This is a genomic window from Pseudactinotalea sp. Z1732, from assembly GCF_049724975.1.
Classification (GTDB): domain Bacteria; phylum Actinomycetota; class Actinomycetes; order Actinomycetales; family Beutenbergiaceae; genus CALKWS01.
On record NZ_JBMPQC010000009.1, the window covers coordinates 48520 to 67695 of the forward strand.

A 19176-nucleotide genomic window follows, 5' to 3' on the forward strand; every position below is an offset into this window, starting at 1 on the left:
TCTCAGTCGGCCGGCTCGGTATCGCTGATGACCAGGCGGACCGTGAAGCCCTCGTCGGTCCCGATCGCGACGTAGTCACAACTCTCATGGGCCAGCCACAGACCCAGCCCTCCGGTGGTGCTGTCGCTGGTGCGCACGAGCCCGACCAGCGGATCATCGGGCCCGGGGCCGGTGTCGGTGACCGTGGCGACCGCCCGCCCCGGCGCCCACCAGACCCGCAGCCGGACCGGCGGGGTGCCGTGCTCGAAGGCGTTGGTCACCGCCTCGTTCACGGCGATCTCTAGTGCCATCACCTTGCGCCGCTCGCATCCGCTGCGCCAGCCGGCTTCACGCGCCAGGGCACGAGCCCCGCTCCTGCTCGGGTCGGTCACATCGGCCAGCGGCGTCGCGGACTCGAGGGGGTCGGCGGCCGGGGAGTGCCGGGCGAAGAACTCCTCCGGAGGTTCGAAGGTGGGGCTGGGCAGCCTCCGGGCACCGGTGGCGGCCAGCCACGGATGGGTGCGGCGGACTTCATCGAGGACGTCCCGGCCTGCCACGTTCGCGTCGTAGGTGCACAGATGCGATACCGGGAACTCGGCGAACAGACGATTCACCGCCGCCTCGTACCGTGCCCACCAGGACCAGGTGTTCTCGATCGCCGGTGTCGGCACCTGCCCGACCACGCGGATCCGGCCCGCGTGGCCGCGGGTGAGCCCGGTCAGGTGCTCCAGATGAGTTTCGATGGTGCTGGAGGGCCGGCGGTACTCCGCGTCACCGTCCAGGAAGTTCGCGTGCGCTGCGGCCGGGCCGAGCGCTGTGCGCAGCCACTCGGCCCGCTGGTGGCCGAGGGTGACGAGGGTGGGCTCGCCGGCGTCGAAGCCCGCCCGTACGAACGGCACCACCATCTGCAGGAACTCGGTCCGGGAGTCGTAGATGGCGGCTTGGTGGATGTGTTCGGTGGTCTGGATGTTCACGACAGGGTTCAGGGGATTCATGGCCGCTGATAGGTCGGCACCAACGTAGCTCGGGCGAGGGTATGGAACAGCGCGGTGAAGGCCACCTTGGTGGGGCTGTGCTCACTGCTGAGGTCGAGGGTCTCGGTGTCCAGGGCGTGCACGGCGAAGATGTACCGGTGCGGGTGGTCCCCGGGCGGGGGCGCCGCACCCTCGTAACCGAAGGTGCCGCCGTCGGACCGCACGTGGAAGGCCGCTCCGGGCAGACCGAGGTCGCTCTCCCCGGCGCCCTGCTCGAGGGAGGTCACCTGCACGGGGATGTCCACCGCGCTCCAGTGCCAGTAACCCGCCGGGTTAGGGGCGTCCGGATCGAAGCAGTTGATGAGGAAGGACTGGGTCTCCTCGGGGAACCCGGACCAACTCAGTGCCGGCGAGATGTTCCCGCCGGCCTCGGTGAAGGACTCGGCCAGGGGGGTGCCGTCGGTGATGTCCGGGCTGGTCAGGGTGAAGGATCCGGTGGCGGGCAGCAGGTCATAGGGGTTCGGGGCGAGGGGTCGGGACAGGTCCATGGGCTCCTGGGCTCCTCGGTACGGATAACTCTTCCCGGTGGTTCTACCACGACTGGGTTGTTCGTGCCTCTTGGATCTTGACAGGCCGGCACCGACAGCCTTGACTAGAACTGACGTTCGATGAATGTCAGTGGTCGCACCTACCGTGTCAGGTGTGAGTGGAGGAGGTGTGATGACGACGGCGACGACGAAGCAGGCGAAGATGGTCGCCGCCCGGCGGGCGCTCGCCGCCGCAGAGGTCGCGGTGGGGGTGGTCGCCGAGACGGGCATGGGTGGGGGCACCGAGACCGGCGCGAGCGGGGTCACCGGCGCGGACGGCAGCGGTGGCGGTGGCGGTGACGGCGTCCCCGGGCGGCAATTGCAGGAGCGGCAGCCGGTTGCGGAGCAGCCCGGATACCAGGGTCTGGCGGTGCCCGGGGCCCTGGCCCCGTTGCTGCCCGGGGGATTGCGCCCAGGCATGATCGCGCAGGTACACGGATCCACCACTGTGCTGCTGGCCATCGCCCAGTCGGCCGCGGGGGCCGAGCGCTGGTGCGTGCTGGTGGGCATGCCCGATGTGGGGTGGGCTGCGGCCGCGGCTGCCGGACTCGACCTGAGCCGGGTGGTCGCGGTCCCCGACCCGGGCCCGGATGCGGCCGCTGTGCTGGGTGCTCTGGTGGACGGGTTCGATGTGCTCCTGGTCGGAGCGTGTCCGGGTCTGAACCCCGCGGGACGGCGGTCCCTGACCGGACGGTTGCGCCGGCGAGGAGCGGTGCTGCTGACCGACCAGCACTGGCCCGGTGCGCACGTGGCGCTGCAGGTGCAGCCGGCGGTGTGGTCCGGGGTGGGCCACGGGCACGGGTTGCTCACCGGGCGGGAGATGGTCGTGCACTCCCTGGGCCGGGGGCAGTTGGCCGGGCCGGCGCGACAGGTGCGGGTGCTCGCCGGGGCCGATGGGCTCTCCTCCATCCCGGAGCAGACCGACGAGCGCGGGCGACCGTGGGCCGGCGACGACCCGATCCTGGCCGAGGTCGGCTGATGAGCGCGTTGACTGAATCCGCAGCACCTCCGGTGGGCACCAGGCTGGCGGTGTTGTGGGTACCGGACTGGCCGGTGGCGGCCGCGATCGCCGAGGGGCTGGTCGGGGCGCACGAGCCGGTCGCCGTGCACGACGGGCGCCAGATCGTGGTTGCCGGTGCGTCGGCCCGTGCGGCTGGGGTACGGCGGGGGATGCGCCGGCGTACCGCCCAGGGACTGTGCCCGGACCTGGTGCTGATCCACACAGACGAGGGCCGGGACGTACGGGCTTTCGAACCGCTGGTGCAGGCCGCCGAGGATGTGGTGGCCCAGGTGCAGGTGATGCGTCCGGGCCTGATGCTCACCACCGCCGACGGGCCGGCCCGTTACCTGGGCTCGGAGGAACGTGTGGCCGCGGACCTGATCGAACAGGTCGCCACCGCCACCGGTGCCGAAGCGCAGGTGGGCGTGGCCGACGGGTTGCTGGCGGCGGTGCTGGCTGCCCGGGACGGCGTGCTCGTGCCCCGCGGTGGTGCCCGTGCCTACCTGGCCGGGCGGGACGTGCGGGAACTGATGATGGTGGCCACCACCCAGCAGTTGCGCCGGGAACTGACCGACCTGATCGATCTGCTGCGCCGGCTGGGCATCGCGGCGCTGGGGGACATGGCTGCGCTGCGCCCCGCTCAGGTCGGGCCCAGGTTCGGTGCCCTGGGAACCGCCGTGCACCGGCTGGCCCAGGGCCTGGATGAGTACCCGGTGCCGGCTCACCGCACCGAACCCGACATCACCGCGCACGCCGAACTGGACCCGCCGGTGCAGCGGGTGGATGTGGCCGCTTTCGCCGGACGTCGCCTGGCGGAGGAGGTGAACAACCGGATGTTGCGCCGCGGAGTGGTGTGCACCCGGTTGCGGGTGCTGGCCCGGACCGAGGACGGGCTGGAACTGGAGCGCACCTGGCGTATCGACGGGGCGCTGACCGCCACCGAACTGACCGACCGGGTGCGATGGCAGTTGGAGGGGTGGCTCAGCGGACGCAGTGGTGAGGTGCCCAGTGCTCCATTGGTGCACCTGGAACTGGCCGCCGAGGAGGTGCATCCGGCTGCGGCGATGAGCGAGGGACTGTGGGGGCGCAACAGCCGGGGACAGGAGCACGCCGGCCGGGCCGCGTTGCGGGTACAGGGAATGCTCGGGGCCGAACAGGTACTCGCCCCGGTGCTGGAAGGCGGACGCACGCCCAGGGGCCGGGTGCGATTGGTGGCCTGGGGGGACGAGACCAGCCCCCGTCGTCGTCCGGACGCCCCTTGGCCCGGGCAGATCCCGCCCCCGCTGCCGGCCACGGTGCCCACCGAGAAGATCCAGGTGGAGTTGGCCGATGCCGGCGATCGTCCGGTGCGGGTGGGCCCTCGCGGACTGCTCGGTGCGGACCCGGCCCGGGTGGAGATTCCGGCGCCACCGTCCTGGTCGGGGCGGTGGGCGGTCAGTGGTTGGGCCGGACCGTGGCCGGTGCGCGAGCGCTGGTGGGCCGGCGGGCGCGGACGCACCTATCTGCAGGTGGTGTGCACCGAGGGGCCGGCGCTGCTGCTGTGCGCCGAGGGTGAAGAGTGGTGGGTGGAGGGCATCTATGACTGACGACACCACTGCGCTGGGACCCACCGGGCGAATACAGCCCGTAAACCTCCCGGGCGTGGCACCGTAGAGACATGGGATACGGCAACGTCACACCGCAATCACCGGTGCGGGACCTGATGAGCACTCCGGTGGCGATGGTCAGCCTGGGCGACTCGTTGCGGCATGTGGCCGAGGAGCTCGCGGCCAACGCCATCGGCGCGGTCATGGTCACCACCGAGACCCGCTGCGTGGGCATCATCACCGAGCGTGATCTGGTCGAGCACGTGGCCAACGGGGCGAACCTGGAGAACCTCACTGCCGAGGAGGTGCTGTCCTCCGACCTGGTCACCGCCACCCCTGATCAGAGCGTGACCGAGGCGGCCCGGCAGATGGTGGAGGCCGGGATCCGGCACCTGCCGATCTCCGACTCCGATGACGTGATCGGGCTGATCTCGGCCCGCGACGTGCTGGTCGTGCTGACCGGTGCGGCGACGAATTAACGCACGGATCAGCCGTTACCCGCTGGTCTGCGACGCCTGAGGCACCTGACCGGTCCGCACCGGCACGCCGTCGTAGTCCCCGGCGAGCACCTCAGCCACCCGGATCGGCTGCCCGAGTGTGGCGGAGAGGTAGATCGCGCGCACCGTGGCCAGGGCGTTCAGGCCGTGGTCCAGCCCCACCCAGGGCTGTCCGCCGGAGCGGATCGCCCGCACCACGTCAGCCCACTGCAGGGCGTGGGAGTCCCCGTACTGGCTGGTGTGCGAGCCGGCCGGATCGAACCCGCCGAGCACGTTCTTGTTCTCATCCTCCTGGGCGCCCACCTGATTGGCGACCCAGGCGGCCCCCTCGGCGTCGCGGGCGTGGAAGTAACTGAGCAGATCCCCTTCGATCACCGCTGAACCGTCGGTGCCGTGAATGCCCAGACGCACGCCCAGGTCCGGATACACCGTGGTGGAGGCGTGCACGGTGGCCAGCGCGCCGGAGGTGAACCGGATCACCGCCACGGCCACGTCCTCGACGTCGATGCGTTCGTGGCCCAGCCGGGCGGTGTAGGCGAAGACCTCCAGCGGCTCACCGAGGAACCACAACAACAGGTCCAGAGTGTGGATGCCCTGGTTCGCCAGCGCCCCACCGCCGTCCTGGGCCCAGGTGCCGCGCCAGTCCCCGGAGTCGTAGTAGGCCTGTTTGCGGTACCAGTCCACGTTCGCCACCGCCGAGGTCACCCGGCCCAGCCGGCCTTGCTCGAGGGCCTCGTGGATCGCCATCGCCGAGGGGTCGTGCCGGTGCTGGCTGATCACGCTGACCATCTGCTCCGGGCGGGTGGCGGCAGCGGCATGCAGGGCACGGGCGGCGACGAGGTCGGCATCGAGGGGTTTCTCCACCACGACGTGCAGCCCGGCCTCCAGGGCCTGGCCGGCCAGGGCGGCGTGGGTGCCGCTGGGTGTGCAGACGGTGACGACGTCGAGGCCTCCGTGTGCCAGAGCCTCGTCCAGGTCGGCGTACCGGCGTGGGGGCTGGCTCGCAGTGCCGGTCTCGGTACCGGTGAGCAGGTGCGCGAGTTTCTCCGTGCGCTCGGCGATCGGGTCGACCACCGCCACTACGTGCAAGTCAGGGCTGGCTGCGGCCACCTCGGCGTGCAGGGTGCCGATCACCCCGCATCCCACGATCGCGATCCGCAGGGCCTCGCCAGGGGCGGGTATGGAGGCGTTCATCCGGTCCGGGCTTCCTTCACGTGGTGGGTGCAAGCGCTTACCGCAGCCTACTGCGAAGTCGCGGGGCCGACGTCCTCCGGCTGCGGTGGGACCGGGTCGAGCCCCTCGGGCGGGGCTGCGGTGGGCGATGTCAGTACACCGCTATATACTCAAACACATGTACGAATCAGGTGCTGATCAGGGCGTGGCCGCCGGTGTGATCACCGGGTGGACCCAGGCCTTGAGACGCCTGGATCGGCAGATCTCGAACGCCGAGCGGATCGACCAGATCCGCGCCCTGGAGGAACTCAAGGCCGCCGCGGCCGCAGCCCAGGCCCAGGTCAGCGTGGACCTGCTGGAGGCGACCCGGGCCGAACGTGCTGCTGCCGGGGTGCCTGCCGAGGAGCGCAGCAAGGGTGTGGCCACCCAGATCGCCCTGGCCCGGCGGGAGTCTCCGGTTCGTGGTGGTCGTTACCTGGGCCTGGCCACCGCACTGGCCGAGATGCCGAACACCCGGCGCGCGCTGCGGAACGGGTGGATCAGTGAGTGGCGCGCCACGTTGCTGGTGCGGGAGAGTGCCTGCCTGAGCGTGGCGGATCGCGGTCGTCTCGACGCCGAACTCGCCGGTCTCGATCTGGAAGGCCTCGGGGACCGCCGGCTGGTGGCCGAGGCGAAGAAGATCGCCTATCGGATCGATGCTGCGGCCCAGGTCCGTCGAGCCTCGAAGGCCACCAGTGAACGTACCGTCTCCATCCGGCCGGCACCGGACACGATGGCCTATCTCACCGGGTTGCTCCCGGTGGCACAGGGTGTGGCGGTGTACGCGGCGCTGACCGCACGCGCCGAGACGTTGCGCGGCCGGGGCGACTCTCGTTCGCGCGGCCAGATCATGGCCGACACCCTGGTCGAGCGGGTCACCGGGCAGTCCGAGGCCGAGGCCGTCGCCCACCAGGTGCAGTTGGTGATCACTGATCGGACGTTGCTGTCCGGAGACGGTGAACCCGCCTACGTACCCGGCTACGGTGTGGTGCCCGCGGCGTGGGCCCGGGAGCAGGTGCGCACGGCGGATGAGCGCCAGGTGTGGATCCGCCGCCTCTACACCGCACCCACCACCGGGCAACTGGTGGCCATGGACGCCCGTTCCCGTCGTGCACCGGCGGGCCTGGCTGCCTTCATCGACGCCCGGGATCAGACCTGCCGCACGCCCTGGTGCGAGGCCCCGGTGCGTCACCGGGACCACATCCGGGGGGTGCAGGAGGGCGGAGCGACGTCCGCCCAGAACCTCCAGGGCCTGTGCGAACGGTGCAACTACACCAAGGAGGCCCCGGGATGGTGGGCCCGGGCACTGTCCACCTGGGATTCCCATCAGACCGAACTGAGCACTCCGACCGGGCACCGGTACCACTCGCGCGCCCCGGTCCAGCCCGGACCCAGGCAGCGACGCGGACCGGACCTGCAGCGGGAGAGCATCCTGGAGCGGTCCCTCGGTGCGGTACTGGTGCGTGCCGGATGAGTGCCTATGCCGAACTGCACGCCCATTCGGCGTTCAGCTTCCTCGACGGCGCCAGCCAGCCGGAAGAGTTGGCGATCGAAGCCGCCGGGCTGGGGTTGTCCGCGATGGCCCTGACCGACCACGACGGCCTGTACGGGGTGGTGCGCTTCGCCGAGGCGGCCCGGACGCTGGGGCTGCCCACCCTCTACGGTGCCGAGCTGGGACTGCCCGATCAGCACCTACTGGCCCTGGCCCGTGGGCCGGAGGGGTACCGGCGGCTGTCCCGGGGGATCGCCAGGGCGCACCTGGCCGGTGGTGCGAAGGGGACACCGACCTATGACCTCCCCGAACTGGCCGACCTGGCCGCCGGTAACTGGTTGGTGCTCACCGGGTGCCGGCAGGGCGCGGTCCGTCAGGCCCTGGAACCCCAGCCAGGAAGGTTCGACCTGCCCGCCGCCAGACGTGCCCTGGCCGAGCTCACCGAGGCGTTCGGGCCGGAGAACGTGGCGGTGGAGATCACCGACCACGGTGCCCCGTGGGACTCGGTGCGCTCGGACGCCCTCGCCGAACTCGCCGATCGAGCCGGACTGCCGCTGGTGGCCACCGGTGCGGTGCACTGTGCCCGCCCGGACCAGCAGCCGCTGACCGACGTGCTCGCCGCCCTGGCCCAGCGCTCCACCCTGGAGGAGATGGACGCCCGTCGTCCACCCGCCCCGGCTCACCTACGCGGGGCGGCGGAGATGTACGCCCGGCACCACCGCCATCCACAGGCGGTGGCCACCAGTGCGGCGCTGGCCGCCGAGTGCGCCTTCGATCTGGACCTGATCGCGCCGAATCTGCCGCCGTACCCGGTGCCGGAGGGGCACACCGAGGCCACCTGGCTGCGTGAGTTGGTGCGCCGTGGGGCGCTGGAACGTTATGGCCCCCCCGATGCTCCCAAGCATCCGAAGGCCTATGCCACCATCGCCCGCGAACTGGACATCATCACCGAACTGGGCTTCCCGGGGTACTTCCTGATCGTGCACCAGATCGTGCAGTTCTGCCGCGAGAACCAGATCCTGTGCCAGGGCAGGGGCTCGGCCGCCAACTCCGCGGTCTGCTACGCCCTGGGCATCACCGCCGTCGACGCCGTCCAGCACACCCTGTTGTTCGAGCGGTTCCTGGCCCCGGGCCGCTCCGGGCCGCCCGATATCGACCTGGACATCGAGTCGGCCCGCCGCGAGGAGGTGATCCAGCATGTGTACACCCGCTACGGGCGCACCCACGCCGCCCAGGTCGCCAACGTGATCTCCTACCGGCCACGCTCGGCGGTGCGTGATGCGGCCCGTGCCTTCGGATACGACGTGGGGCAGCAGGACGCCTGGTCCAAGAGCATCGAACGGTGGGGCAGTCTCAAACCCAGCCCGCCGATCGAGGCACCCAAGGAGCGCACCAGTGAACAGGAGCGACTGCGCCGCGACGGTCCCTGGACGCCCGGGCCGGAGGTGGTCGCCGCAGCCGACGCCGCCGGTGGTGATCTGGAGAGCATCCCCGAACCGGTGATCGACATCGCCGAGCAGATGCTGCGCCTGCCCCGCCACCTGGGCATCCACTCCGGGGGAATGGTGCTGTGCGACCGACCGGTGATCGATGTGTGCCCGGTGGAGTGGGCCACCATGCCCGGGCGCACCGTGCTGCAGTGGGACAAGGATGACTGTGCCGACGCCGGCCTGGTCAAGTTCGACCTGCTCGGCCTGGGCATGCTCACCGCGCTGCGGCTGGCCTTCACGATGATCGGCCGGATCGAGGGGATCGAACTGGATCTGCACTCGATCGGTCAGGAGGACCCGGCGGTGTACGACCTGCTCTGCGCGGCCGAGACGGTGGGGGTCTTCCAGGTCGAGTCGCGGGCACAGATGGCCACCCTGCCCAGACTCCGGCCGCGCACCTTCTACGACATCGTGGTGGAGGTCGCCCTGATCCGCCCGGGACCCATCCAGGGGAACTCGGTGCACCCCTACATCCGCAGGGCCCGCGGCAAGGAGGAGGTCACCTACCTGCACCCCCTGCTGGAGCCCACCCTGAAGCGCACCCTGGGGATCCCGCTGTTCCAGGAACAACTGATGCAGATCGCCGTGGACGTGGCCTCCTTCACCCCCGCCGAGGCCGACCAACTACGCCGGGCGATGGGATCCAAGCGGTCGGCCGAACGGATGGAGGCCCTGCGGGAGCGGCTGATGGCCGGGATGGCGGCCAACGGGATCAGCATGGAGGTGGGGGAGCAGATCTACGACAAACTCAAGGCCTTCTCCGACTTCGGGTTCCCTGAGTCCCATGCCTTCTCCTTCGCCTACCTGGTCTACGCCAGTGCGTGGCTGAAGGTGCACCACCCCGAGGCGTTCTACGCCGGGCTGCTGGCTGCCCAGCCGATGGGGTTCTACTCACCGCAGTCCCTGGTGGCTGATGCCCGACGGCGTGGCGTGGTCGTGCACCGGGCCCGGCTGGACCGCTCGGCTGCTCAGGCGATCGTGGTGCGTGAGGATGACGGCACCTTGGCGGTCCAACTCGGCCTGGCACCGGTGCGGGGGATCGGGGAGAAGACCGCAGAGCGGATCGTGGCGGCGCGCGAGCAGGCTCCCTTCGCCGACCTGGCCGACCTGACCCGCCGGGTACGCCTCAGCGCTGCGCAGGTGGAGGCGCTGGCCACCGCCGGGGCTCTGGAGTGCTTCGGGCACTCCAGACGGGAGGCGCTGTGGCTGGCCGGGGCCCTGGCAGCCGAGAGCGGACGCCAGCACGGGGACTGGGTGCAGGACGTGTTGCCGCTGACCGCCGTCGGGCTCGATGTGCCCGAACTGACCGGGATGGACGAGGTGAGTACCGCCGTCGCCGATGTCTGGTCAACCGGGGTCTCGGTGGACTCCTTCCCCACGCAGTTCCTGCGGGAGGATCTGGACGCCCAGGGGGTGCTCACGGTGGCACGGGCCTGCGCGGGGTTGGACCGGCAGCGGATCCGGGTGGCCGGGGTGGTCACCCACCGGCAGCGCCCGGCCACCGCCCGGGGGGTGACGTTCTTGTCCCTGGAGGATGAGACCGGGCTGATCAACGTGATCTGCTCACCGGGGGTGTGGGCCAAGTACCGCAAGGTGGCCCGCACCAGCGCGGCCCTGGTGGTCCGGGGGGTGGTGGAGTACGCCGAGAACGTGACCAACCTGACCGCCGATCAGATCAGCCCGCTCAGCCTGCGGGTGCCGGCGAAGTCCCGGGATTTTCACTAGACCGTGCTGATCGCACGAACTCACGCAGGTCGTGGACCAGGATCTCCGGTTCCTCCAGGGCAGCGGATGGTGTTGGACGTCTCGGCTACGTGTCGGATGCCGATGTCGTGGGCGAACTGGATCGCTGCTGTAGGGACGCCGGAATCGACAGGAACCTCGCCCCAGCCCTCATTCATGCCGTAACCGACATAGGCTGCTGAACCCGCCGACGCGGTGAACCAGTACAGGGAGGCGTTGGCGAGGACGAACTGGCAACCGGACTGTCGGCGGCCATGGCCCCGATCAGCCCGGGTCTGGTGGACTGGATGGCGATGTAGCCGAACTCGCTCTGCATGAACTCCCCGACCCTGCGCAGCCGATCCTGCTCGACCTCGGAGAGTTGTGCGTACGTCTCGTCGTCGACTTCCCCGACGAACCCTCCGAGCGCACCGTTGACGTGCACCGCGATCACCTTCTCGGGCGCCACCCTGCCCATCTCGGGCGCGACACCGGCGCCGATGTCCCCACCCTGGACGACGAACCTGGGAAAGCCCAACCTGTCCATCAACTCGGTGAAGGCTGAGGCGATCCGGTGGGTGGTCCAGCCCGGCTCCGCCAAGGGGGTGGAGAATCCGAACCCGGGAAGGGAGGGGATGACCACGTCGAAGGCGTCCTCGGCGCGGCCGCCGTGGGCGATCGGGTCGGTCAGTGGGCCGATCAGTTGCTCGAACTCCAGGAACGACCCGGGCCATCCGTGCACCAGCATCAGCGGGGTGGCATCCGGTACCGCGGAGCGAACGTGCACGAAGTGGATGGTCTGGCCCTCGATGTCAGTGGTGAACTGCGGCAGGGCATTGAGCCGGTCCTGGGTGGCACTCCAATCGTGCTCGCGCCAGCGCGCGGTGTAGGTGCGCAGGACCTCGACCGGGACTCCGGTGCTCCAGTCATCGCCGGGGAGCGGGGTGGGGAAGCGTGCGTTGTCCAGGCGGGCGTGCAGATCGGCCACGGCCGAGAGCGGGATCTCGATGTGGAACGGGGACACCTGTGTTGTGCTCACACGGATGACGCTCCCAGCAGACCGACCCCGAGGCAATGGAAATACCTCAAGCCAGATCCGACGGTGAGGTCAGTACTGCTGGGCCAGCATCGCCCAGATCCGTACCGCAGGCAGGTCGCGCAGGTTGTGCTGCTGCTGGGCCGGGTCGGGCCAGGTCTCCAACCGCCACAGCACCGACTCCACAGTGCGGGCACACGCCCACTCGCAGATGCGCCGGGCCGGCACCCCCAGCACTTGCTGAGCCATGCCGATCCGGGGCGCCAGCACAGCGGCTGGATCGGGATGAGCGAACGGGTCATCGATCTGGGCCAGGATCGGCCACAGATCGTAGCCGGGGTCGCCGACCATCGGTTTGGGGTCGATCGCCAGCCACCGGGCCGGACCGGCGGTGGGGGCATCCATGAGCACGTTGCCGGGGTTGAGGTCGCCGTGCAGGGCCACGGTCGGGGCCGGGGTGGCAACTGGGTCGGCGAAGGCGGCCAGCAGGTCCAGTCCGTACTGCATCTCGGACCGGAAGCCCTCGTACAGGTGGGACCAGGTATTGGCACGCTCGGTGGCGGTCGTGGACCAGTTGGCGGCCACGCTGCGAAGGGATGGCATCGTGAACTCCGCCAGCGGCGCCTGGTGCAGATCGGCCAGGATGTCCATCGCGATCCGCAGCCGGTGCTCCGGGGGTGCCTGGTCGTTCAGCAGCAGGTCGCCCGGCATGGCCCGGCGCATCAGCAGCGCCCAGTCACCGCCGTGGTGATCGAGCAGTTCCACGGCCGAATGGCCCTGCCAGATCCGCAGTGCGATCGCCTCGAACTGCGCCTCCGAGTGGGGGTAGGCGACCTTCAGCACCACAGGGGTCCCATCGGACAACCTTCCGGGTGCGGTCCAGGACGCGGTGCCCACGCCGAATGGCTCGCCCAGATGCAGCGACCAGCGACGCACGGCCCGTGCCACCAGTTCCGGAACTCGCCGCATCCACTCCGCACCCTGGGGGGTGGAGCCGGCTCCGGTGCTCAGTGCGTGGGGGATCGGGACGGCAGGAGGGGGCTGGGTCACGGCCCATACTTTAATGCCGCCGGCCCTCTTCGAATGGTGCTTACTCGCCGGTGACGTATCCGTGCTGGCGCCAGGCTTCGTAGGTGGCGATCGCTGCGGCAATGGACAGGTTCAGCGAGCGCAGGCCCGGACGCATCGGGATGCGGACCGTGTCGCTGACGCGTTCGTCGGTGCCGATGTGGTCGGGGAAACCGGCCGGCTCGGGGCCGAAGAGCAGAGTGTCGCCCGGTTGGTAGGCGATATCGGCGAACATGGTGCGCCCGCGCCCGGTGAAGGCGTACACGGTCCCGTTGGCGTGCTCACCGACCCAGGCCATCGCGGCGTCGAAGTCCGGGTGGACGATCACGTGCGCAAGGTCGTGGTAGTCCAGTCCCGCACGGCGCAGTTTCGCGTCCGATAGATCGAAGCCGAGGGGCTCGACCAGGTGCAAGGTGGTACCGGTGACCGCAGACATCCGGATTGCCGCTCCGGTGTTCGGGGGGATCCGGGGTTCGAAGAACATCACATGGAACACAGCAGATTGTATCGCTGGCTGGAGAGGCGGGTAGTCTGCTTGCGCCGGCGCACCAGCAGCCACCTCAGCAAGGATTCCACGATGAGAATTGGTGAACTTGCCACGCGGACCGGTGTCAGCGTGCGTTCGCTTCGGTACTACGAGCAGCAGGGGCTTCTCGATCCCGATCGCACCGCGGCAGGTCACCGCGTATATACGGCCGAACACGAGGCGTGCGTCGTGCAGATCCAGGAACTGTTCCAGGCTGGATTCTGTAGTTCTGTCATCCAGGAGTTGCTCCCCGCCCTCACCCGTCCCGATCAGGATGCTTCGCTTCTGGACAAGGCATTAGTTGCGGCACAAGCCCGACTGGAGAGCGAAAAGCGCTCGATCGAGACTGAGATGGCGGGCCTGCGACGACTGCGAGTCCGGCTGGGGCTTGCACCTGACACGCATGTCACCCCACAAGATGGGCCTCATGACTCGCTCCAATACACCCAAGCAACTGCGTTTGATCATCGAGACCGACGACTTCGATGAAGCCGTCCGGTTCTACCGGGATGTTCTGGGGATGGCCGAACAACCCGCCTTCGCAACCGAAGGCGATGACCGCGTGTCGATCCTGAACGCGGGCATCGCCACGATCGAACTCGCCACTCCCACCCACGTGCGCACCATCGATGCGATCGAGAAGGCTCCCACGACTCCGGGGCCGACCCTTCGAATCGCCCTGGAGGTCGAGGACACCGAAGCTGCCGTCTCCTCCGCCCGCGAGCATGGCGCGCAGACCTTGGCACCTGCGACGCACACCCCTTTCCGCACGATCAACGCCCGAGTACAAGGTCCGGCTGGCTGGCAAGTCACCTTCTTCCAGGAACTCGAGACCCTGGAAGAACGCGCAACCCGAGAGGGTTTCACGACTGACGACGACCGACCTCGGTAGAGGGCCACCCGCGACGGGCCGGAGCCAGGCGCAGGAGCGATCCTTGCCGGTGAATTTCATGGCCGGCGCAGCGGGACCCTGACGTCCGAGCCGCCCTCCTCGGTGAGCCGTGAACCCATCTGGACGACCGTCGGCTCGGCGATGAACCCGCCGGCCATGAGTGAGAGGCCCTGAGTGAACGACTGCGCGCTGGAGCAACTCCGGGGGTGCGTAGCCGAACAGGTCGGCGAGTTCGACGAGGTCCCGCGGGGAGGACATCTTCATCAGCGCGAGGTTGTCACACTGCGAGACGGCGTTCGGGTGGATCTTGCCCGGCCGCTGGGTCGACAGCAGCAGCCAGAGTCCGAACTTGCGGCCCTCGGCGCGATCTGGACGATCCGCTCGGTCAGCGCCCGCTCCACCGGCGTCAACGGCTCGGCGGGGCAGAGATTATGGGACTCGTCGATGACGATGAGGATGGGCCGACTGCTCTCCCGGGTTGCCCAGAGGTGGTCGAGGACGGACAGGGCGGCGACCTTCGGCTCCTCAGAGCGGCGGAACCCGCCGAGGTCCAGCACAGTGGCTCGGTGTCGAAGGAGGGGATGGCCTCAGATACCCTGAGAAACAAGTGTGGTCCAACTGTGAGTGTCCAGAGGGGGACTTGAACCCCCACGCCAAGGGTGGCGGACATCCGCAGAATAGCAACGTTTTCCATCGGTTCTTCGTGCTGCTAATGGCGCTGTTGTGCCATTTGTTGTGCCAACAGGCTCCAGATCGGGCAGAGCGAGCACGCGATTACATGCCGTGGCACAAGAAGACATCGCCCGCACACATGGAGGGCATGACCGCTAACAACACCATCACCACGATGTCCGACGCTCTCGCCACCGACCGCCCGACGCTGACCGTCAAGGAGGTCGCCAGTCTGCTGGGGGTGGACGTGCGCACCGTCTACCGCGCCATAGACGAGGAGCAGTTGCCCTCGTTACAGGTCGGCACCAAGCGGCTCATCCCGCGCCTGAAGCTCATGGCCCTTCTGGGTGCCGACGTCGCATGAGCAGGCGTAAGCACGGTGAGGGCAGCATCTATGCCTACACCTATGCCGGGGTGCGCAAGTACCGCATCCAGTGGTACGAGCGGGCGGACCCCGAGGACCCCGACTCTCCGTTGCGGCGAAGGTCAAAGGGCGGGTTCCCCACGGCCAAGAGCGCCTCGGTCGGGCTACGGGAGAAACTCAGCTCCATAGACCGCGGAGAAGCAACAAGCACCGCCCGTGCGGGCATCACGGTGGGCGAGTTCATGGACGAGTGGGTGGAAGGCCACCGCGTGGGAGAGTCCACCAAGGCCGGATACCAGAAAGTGATTCGACTACACATCAAGCCCTACATCGGTGAGGTCGAACTGGCGAAACTCACTTCCACCCGCCTTGCTGCGCTGTACCGGAGACTGGAAACCGAAGGGCGGCGCAACCATAAGGGCGAACTGACCGGCGAGGGACTGGGACCCAACACTGTGCACAAGGTTCACCAGGCCCTGTCGGTGGCCCTCGACTCGGCGCTAGACGACCGGATGATCCGCGCCAACCCGACCAGGCTCAAAGGAGCCAAGCCCCCGACAGCCAAACAGATCAAGGAGGCCAAGGGAGAAATCACGGTCTGGACAATCGACCAACTGACGGAGTTTCTATCGTGGGCCGAGCGCGAGGACCCTGAGATGTTCCCCGCATGGGCGTTCATCGGACACACGGGAGTACGCCGAGGCGAGGTGGCCGCACTGCGCTGGTCGGACCTGGACCTGCCGAGGTCGGCATCGATCCGCCGGACGGTCGCCACCATCAAAAGGAAAGGTCAGCCTGAATACGATCTGACGAAGAAGGTCAAGGGTGGTGATCCGCGCAAGATTGAACTGAACACCGACGTTGCCCTGGCTTTGAGAGACCACCGCCGCAGGCTCACCACAGTTGACATGAACCGGGTTCGTGCCGACCGGCCGGTGTTCGCCAACCCCAAAGACGGCCACCAGATGCGTCCGAACTTCGTCTACCGACGGTGGAGCAGGGCGGTGGAGCGTTACAACCTGGACCACCCCAGAAACCCACTGCCGCCTATCACGGTGCACGAGTTGCGCCACACCCACGCCAGCGTGCTACTGATCGCAGGCTGGCACCCCAAGGCGGTGCAAGAGCGCCTCGGGCACGCTTCCTACCAGATCACTATGGACCTGTACACCCATCTGATGCCGTCGATGCAGCGGGACTCCATGGATGCCTACCAGGCGCTGCTGGACAACCAGCGCACAAAGGAAACTGCGACACGAGTCTATGAGGTGGACGAAGACTAGGCCGCCTCGCGCTGCGGCCCTGCCGCCTGCGCCAGGTGCTGCGGCTGCGCGGGCCACCACGGCCGGCGGGTCAGTTGCTCCTCGATGTCGTACTCCACTAGGACCAGCACCCTTCGGGCGCCGCCTGAAGAGGTGAGCACCACCCGCTGGCCGTGCTGGTGCCACCCGTTGCGCTCCAGCAGGGCGTCCACGGTCTGCGGGTCGTAGGTGTCGGGGTCGGGGAAGGTGAAGGTGGCCAGCGTGCGCTGGCGGTCACGCAACAAGCCGGACTCCGGGGGCTTGCCCTGCCGGCGGGGCCGGTCGGTGCTGATGATGCCCGCGCGCAAGGTGAGGTGCATCCCGGCCTCGCGCAACTTCTGGGTCAGGTCCAGCACCTCGGTCAGGGTGAAGTCCCCGGCGGTGGTGCGCGCACTGGCGCTGCCGTCGCGTCGGGCGCGTGAGGTCAGTGCGGGCACGCCGAGACTCCCCAGGATTCGCACAGCACGGTTCACTGGGGAAGGCCCGGCGCCGAGTAGGACGAACTGGCCCCACTCCACCGCAGCCTGAATCTCAGCGCTGGGTGAGCCTGCCACTGCGGGTCCGCTCCACGAGGGCAAGGATCTCCTTGCGCCTGGCGTCGAGCCTTTCCTCGGCCTCTTCGATCTCGGCCAGTTCCAGCACTGCGTCGGTCAGCGTGATGTTGATCTCAACCTTGTCCATCGTTGTTCTTCCTTGGTCTGCTTGTCGTCGCTGGTTCATGACCCCTGCTGGGCCGGGTCCTCGATCACCAGGTGGGGGATGAAGTCGGGAACGTCCTCTTGGGTGAGCCGCGCCCACGGCCCCACCAGGCAGGCGATCACCGGAACGCGGGGGCGCTCGGTGGGCCACGGGGTGCCCCCGTCGGTGATCACCACCACGGCATCCACGCCTCCCGGAGTTTCCAGGGCCTTGTCGATGCCCTCGGTCATGTCGGTCCCGCCCCGGCCGTGGACGGTGCTCAGCGCCGCCGCTCCGGTGAACCCGCGCACCGCATGGGCATCGGCGTCCACGTCCAGGACCATCAGGTCGCGACCCTTGATGCGCAGGCGGCGGGAGATTCCCACGATCTCGTTGGTGACGATCTCCAACTCCTGCTCGCCCATCGAACCGGAGGTGTCGCGCACCACGGCCAGGCGCACCTTGGGGGCGCTGCGGCCGGGGTAGACCACCTTCGACCCGCTCGCGCCGATGCGCACGTTGTGACGACGGCGGTCGCGGCGGGTGTAATCGGTACGCTCCTGGCCCGCGCGACGGCGCACCACCCGGCGCACCATCGAGCCTATGATGCGCTGCCACGGCGTGGTGGAGGGGGTGAGGATCTGGTTGGCCTGCTCCACCAGCCCGCCGGGCACGGTGCCCAGTCCACGGGAGGCGTGCTCCACGATCTGCGCGGCGGTGCTCACCAGCAGCCGCTTGCGCTCACCGGAGGAGGCACCGGGTGCCTGCCCGTCGAGGTCGTCGTCGGCGTCCAGTTCCATCGGGGCCGCACGGCCACCGGAGCCGGAACCGCAGCCGCTGAACGGGCCGTTGGCACCATCCTGGCCGCTGCCCTGCCCTGAGTCCTGGCCGCAGCCCGAACCCTGCTGCCGGCCTTGGCCATCACCTTGCTGTTGCTGTTGCTTCTGCATCATGCGCTTCAGCACGCCGAAGTAGTGCTGGGCGGTCTGGTAGTCCGGCTCGCCCAACTGGGCCGGCATCACGCCGGTATCGGCGATGTAGTCACACCCGGCGGCAGCCAGGTCGTCGTTCAAGCTGGCGTCGGCGGCAACGTTCCACACGTCGTGGTCGTCCTTGCTGATGCCGAAGTCGCGGGCGAATGAAGCGTGCTCACCGAACAGGTGGCCCACCTCGTGTAGCAGGACCTCGGCGCAGGCGGTGGTGCCCCAGCCGGTGACCTCATCGAAGTCGATGTACAGCCGGTGGTGGGCATCGACGGCGAAGGTGCCCATCCCGGGGGCGTTGAGCACCCGCACGGAGAACAGCATCGCGGCCATGTAGGGCATGCGCGACAGGGCGACGGCACGCCATGCGGAGAAGTCGGCGTGCTGCTCGGCGGTGGGAATGATCGGCTTCATGTCCTACCGGTGTGCGGACCCGCCGGCCAGGTGCCACCAGCCCCCTCAGCCCGCGTGGGATAGGCGCAGACCCGCCGAGTGGTGTCCCGCCAGGTAGCGCACCAGCGCACGGTCGGGGACCACCTGGACCATCTGACCCCCGCTGCGGGCGAACCCGACCGCATAAGCCCTAGCGAAGTCCTCCAGGGAGGGGTTCAACTCGTGGGCTCGGGCCAGCGGGCCAAGGACCGCCACCTGGGCATCGAGCATGCTTCTGATTCCCATTCGTCTCCACACCAATCCGTCATGGGCTACTGCTTGCAGTACCTGGTGGTGTGTCCGGGGCGTCCACGTCACCCGGCCAGGTTCTCGTCGGTGCTGGGCACCAGCGTCAACGGCTCGTACACAGGATGGACGGACTCGGCGTGACCGTAGGAGGCCGCGTGCAGGCGACGGATCGCACACCAGGATTCGCACGGCCACGGGGTGCGGCAGTGGGCGCAGGCGGCCACATCGCTGGGCTTGATCGCATCCCCGAGGCGACCCATAAGTCGCCTGGTGTCGGGGTGGTGAACTTGGTAGAGGTCCTGCAGCTCGGAGCGGACTAGCTCCAGTCGCTCCTCGGCCTGCTCCTTGGCCTGCCGGGTTCGGTCCAGTTGCACCTGCATCTGCGCCAGGCTGGCACGGTCACGCTTTCTGGGGATCACCTGCGGCTCCTTGGGGT

General features: G+C 68.9%; 20 protein-coding genes. 9 read left to right on the plus strand and 11 right to left on the minus strand.

Going from position 1 to position 19176, the window contains the following annotated elements; all coding sequences use genetic code 11:
- Nucleotides 1–2: 2 nt before the first annotated feature.
- Both ACPL7H_RS14935 and ACPL7H_RS14940 read right to left on the minus strand, forming a co-directional pair.
- Nucleotides 3–953 carry an anti-sigma factor RsbA family regulatory protein gene (locus ACPL7H_RS14935; RefSeq protein WP_424797634.1) on the minus strand — a complete coding sequence of 317 codons (951 nt, stop codon included), beginning with the start codon at nt 951–953 and terminating at the stop codon, nt 3–5.
- Between the two features lie 17 nt (nt 954–970).
- Complete coding sequence (locus ACPL7H_RS14940; RefSeq protein ID WP_424787823.1) at nt 971–1501, minus strand: YbhB/YbcL family Raf kinase inhibitor-like protein; 531 nt, start codon at nt 1499–1501, stop codon at nt 971–973.
- A 172-nt stretch (nt 1502–1673) separates the two neighbouring features.
- Here ACPL7H_RS14940 and ACPL7H_RS14945 point away from each other — a divergent pair, with 172 nt between their 5' ends.
- The 3 genes from ACPL7H_RS14945 (at nt 1674) to ACPL7H_RS14955 (ending at nt 4605) form a co-directional block, all read left to right on the plus strand.
- Nucleotides 1674–2519 (plus strand): hypothetical protein, encoded by an 846-nt coding sequence (locus ACPL7H_RS14945; protein WP_424787822.1) that lies wholly within the window; start codon nt 1674–1676, stop codon nt 2517–2519.
- On the plus strand, nt 2519–4126 hold the full coding sequence (locus ACPL7H_RS14950; protein ID WP_424787821.1) for a DNA polymerase Y family protein: 1608 nt from the start codon (nt 2519–2521) through the stop codon (nt 4124–4126). Before ACPL7H_RS14945 ends, ACPL7H_RS14950 begins: the two co-directional genes overlap by 1 nt.
- 71 nt (nt 4127–4197) lie before the next feature.
- On the plus strand, nt 4198–4605 hold the full coding sequence (locus ACPL7H_RS14955; protein WP_424787820.1) for a cyclic nucleotide-binding/CBS domain-containing protein: 408 nt from the start codon (nt 4198–4200) through the stop codon (nt 4603–4605).
- A gap of 15 nt (nt 4606–4620) precedes the next feature.
- Here the strand turns inward: ACPL7H_RS14955 and ACPL7H_RS14960 are convergent, their stop codons facing one another.
- On the minus strand, nt 4621–5817 hold the full coding sequence (locus ACPL7H_RS14960; protein ID WP_424797635.1) for a Gfo/Idh/MocA family protein: 1197 nt from the start codon (nt 5815–5817) through the stop codon (nt 4621–4623).
- Nucleotides 5818–5974: 157 nt separating this feature from the next.
- Between ACPL7H_RS14960 and ACPL7H_RS14965 the strand changes: the two genes are divergently transcribed.
- Both ACPL7H_RS14965 and ACPL7H_RS14970 read left to right on the plus strand, forming a co-directional pair.
- Nucleotides 5975–7309: an HNH endonuclease gene (locus ACPL7H_RS14965; protein WP_424797636.1), complete on the plus strand. Its 1335-nt coding sequence runs from the start codon at nt 5975–5977 to the stop codon at nt 7307–7309.
- Nucleotides 7306–10542, plus strand: a complete 3237-nt coding sequence (locus tag ACPL7H_RS14970) for an error-prone DNA polymerase (protein ID WP_424797637.1) — start codon at nt 7306–7308, stop codon at nt 10540–10542. The genes ACPL7H_RS14965 and ACPL7H_RS14970 overlap by 4 nt, the downstream gene beginning before the upstream one ends.
- 172 nt (nt 10543–10714) lie before the next feature.
- Here the strand turns inward: ACPL7H_RS14970 and ACPL7H_RS14975 are convergent, their stop codons facing one another.
- The 3 genes from ACPL7H_RS14975 to ACPL7H_RS14985 form a co-directional block, all read right to left on the minus strand.
- Nucleotides 10715–11578, minus strand: coding sequence for an epoxide hydrolase family protein (locus tag ACPL7H_RS14975; RefSeq protein WP_424797638.1), 864 nt, complete (start codon nt 11576–11578; stop codon nt 10715–10717).
- 69 nt (nt 11579–11647) lie between these two features.
- Nucleotides 11648–12625 (minus strand): aminoglycoside phosphotransferase family protein, encoded by a 978-nt coding sequence (locus ACPL7H_RS14980; protein ID WP_424797639.1) that lies wholly within the window; start codon nt 12623–12625, stop codon nt 11648–11650.
- 40 nt (nt 12626–12665) lie between these two features.
- Nucleotides 12666–13139 (minus strand): tRNA (cytidine(34)-2'-O)-methyltransferase, encoded by a 474-nt coding sequence (locus ACPL7H_RS14985; RefSeq protein WP_424797640.1) that lies wholly within the window; start codon nt 13137–13139, stop codon nt 12666–12668.
- Nucleotides 13140–13220: 81 nt separating this feature from the next.
- Here ACPL7H_RS14985 and ACPL7H_RS14990 point away from each other — a divergent pair, with 81 nt between their 5' ends.
- The 4 genes from ACPL7H_RS14990 (at nt 13221) to ACPL7H_RS15005 (ending at nt 16380) form a co-directional block, all read left to right on the plus strand.
- Nucleotides 13221–13658 (plus strand): MerR family transcriptional regulator, encoded by a 438-nt coding sequence (locus ACPL7H_RS14990; protein WP_424797641.1) that lies wholly within the window; start codon nt 13221–13223, stop codon nt 13656–13658.
- A complete protein-coding gene (locus tag ACPL7H_RS14995) occupies nt 13597–14061 on the plus strand; it encodes a VOC family protein (RefSeq protein WP_424797642.1) in 465 nt (154 codons plus the stop codon). The genes ACPL7H_RS14990 and ACPL7H_RS14995 overlap by 62 nt, the downstream gene beginning before the upstream one ends.
- 820 nt (nt 14062–14881) lie before the next feature.
- Complete coding sequence (locus ACPL7H_RS15000) at nt 14882–15097, plus strand: excisionase family DNA-binding protein (RefSeq protein ID WP_424797643.1); 216 nt, start codon at nt 14882–14884, stop codon at nt 15095–15097.
- Nucleotides 15094–16380: a tyrosine-type recombinase/integrase gene (locus ACPL7H_RS15005; RefSeq protein ID WP_424797644.1), complete on the plus strand. Its 1287-nt coding sequence runs from the start codon at nt 15094–15096 to the stop codon at nt 16378–16380. Before ACPL7H_RS15000 ends, ACPL7H_RS15005 begins: the two co-directional genes overlap by 4 nt.
- On the opposite strand, the gene ACPL7H_RS15010 is transcribed toward ACPL7H_RS15005, so the two are convergent.
- The 5 genes from ACPL7H_RS15010 to ACPL7H_RS15030 all read right to left on the minus strand — a co-directional run bounded on the left by ACPL7H_RS15010 (nt 16377) and on the right by ACPL7H_RS15030 (nt 19159).
- A complete protein-coding gene (locus ACPL7H_RS15010; RefSeq protein ID WP_424797645.1) occupies nt 16377–16835 on the minus strand; it encodes a hypothetical protein in 459 nt (152 codons plus the stop codon). The two genes, ACPL7H_RS15005 and ACPL7H_RS15010, sit on opposite strands and share 4 nt — an antisense overlap.
- A gap of 94 nt (nt 16836–16929) precedes the next feature.
- A complete protein-coding gene (locus ACPL7H_RS15015) occupies nt 16930–17079 on the minus strand; it encodes a hypothetical protein (RefSeq protein ID WP_277051078.1) in 150 nt (49 codons plus the stop codon).
- Nucleotides 17080–17114: 35 nt separating this feature from the next.
- Nucleotides 17115–18473 (minus strand): DUF2201 family putative metallopeptidase, encoded by a 1359-nt coding sequence (locus ACPL7H_RS15020; protein WP_424797646.1) that lies wholly within the window; start codon nt 18471–18473, stop codon nt 17115–17117.
- A gap of 45 nt (nt 18474–18518) precedes the next feature.
- Nucleotides 18519–18737, minus strand: coding sequence for a hypothetical protein (locus tag ACPL7H_RS15025; protein WP_424797647.1), 219 nt, complete (start codon nt 18735–18737; stop codon nt 18519–18521).
- Between the two features lie 68 nt (nt 18738–18805).
- The gene (locus tag ACPL7H_RS15030) at nt 18806–19159 is read right to left on the minus strand and encodes a hypothetical protein (protein WP_424797648.1); all 354 of its coding nucleotides are present in this window, start codon (nt 19157–19159) and stop codon (nt 18806–18808) included.
- Between the last annotated feature and the right edge of the window lie 17 nt (nt 19160–19176).

What these genes read in the sequence shown, in the direction of transcription:
- ACPL7H_RS14940 (WP_424787823.1), bottom strand. Translation starts at nt 1,501, where the DNA reads ATGGACCTGTCCCGACCCCTCGCCCCGAACCCCTATGACCTGCTGCCC.
- ACPL7H_RS14945 (WP_424787822.1), top strand. Translation starts at nt 1,674, where the DNA reads ATGACGACGGCGACGACGAAGCAGGCGAAGATGGTCGCCGCCCGGCGG.
- ACPL7H_RS14950 (WP_424787821.1), top strand. Translation starts at nt 2,519, where the DNA reads ATGAGCGCGTTGACTGAATCCGCAGCACCTCCGGTGGGCACCAGGCTG.
- ACPL7H_RS14955 (WP_424787820.1), top strand. Translation starts at nt 4,198, where the DNA reads ATGGGATACGGCAACGTCACACCGCAATCACCGGTGCGGGACCTGATG.
- ACPL7H_RS14960 (WP_424797635.1), bottom strand. Translation starts at nt 5,817, where the DNA reads ATGAACGCCTCCATACCCGCCCCTGGCGAGGCCCTGCGGATCGCGATC.
- ACPL7H_RS14965 (WP_424797636.1), top strand. Translation starts at nt 5,975, where the DNA reads ATGTACGAATCAGGTGCTGATCAGGGCGTGGCCGCCGGTGTGATCACC.
- ACPL7H_RS14970 (WP_424797637.1), top strand. Translation starts at nt 7,306, where the DNA reads ATGAGTGCCTATGCCGAACTGCACGCCCATTCGGCGTTCAGCTTCCTC.
- ACPL7H_RS14990 (WP_424797641.1), top strand. Translation starts at nt 13,221, where the DNA reads ATGAGAATTGGTGAACTTGCCACGCGGACCGGTGTCAGCGTGCGTTCG.
- ACPL7H_RS14995 (WP_424797642.1), top strand. Translation starts at nt 13,597, where the DNA reads ATGACTCGCTCCAATACACCCAAGCAACTGCGTTTGATCATCGAGACC.
- ACPL7H_RS15000 (WP_424797643.1), top strand. Translation starts at nt 14,882, where the DNA reads ATGACCGCTAACAACACCATCACCACGATGTCCGACGCTCTCGCCACC.
- ACPL7H_RS15005 (WP_424797644.1), top strand. Translation starts at nt 15,094, where the DNA reads ATGAGCAGGCGTAAGCACGGTGAGGGCAGCATCTATGCCTACACCTAT.
- ACPL7H_RS15015 (WP_277051078.1), bottom strand. Translation starts at nt 17,079, where the DNA reads ATGGACAAGGTTGAGATCAACATCACGCTGACCGACGCAGTGCTGGAA.
- ACPL7H_RS15020 (WP_424797646.1), bottom strand. Translation starts at nt 18,473, where the DNA reads ATGAAGCCGATCATTCCCACCGCCGAGCAGCACGCCGACTTCTCCGCA.
- ACPL7H_RS15025 (WP_424797647.1), bottom strand. Translation starts at nt 18,737, where the DNA reads ATGGGAATCAGAAGCATGCTCGATGCCCAGGTGGCGGTCCTTGGCCCG.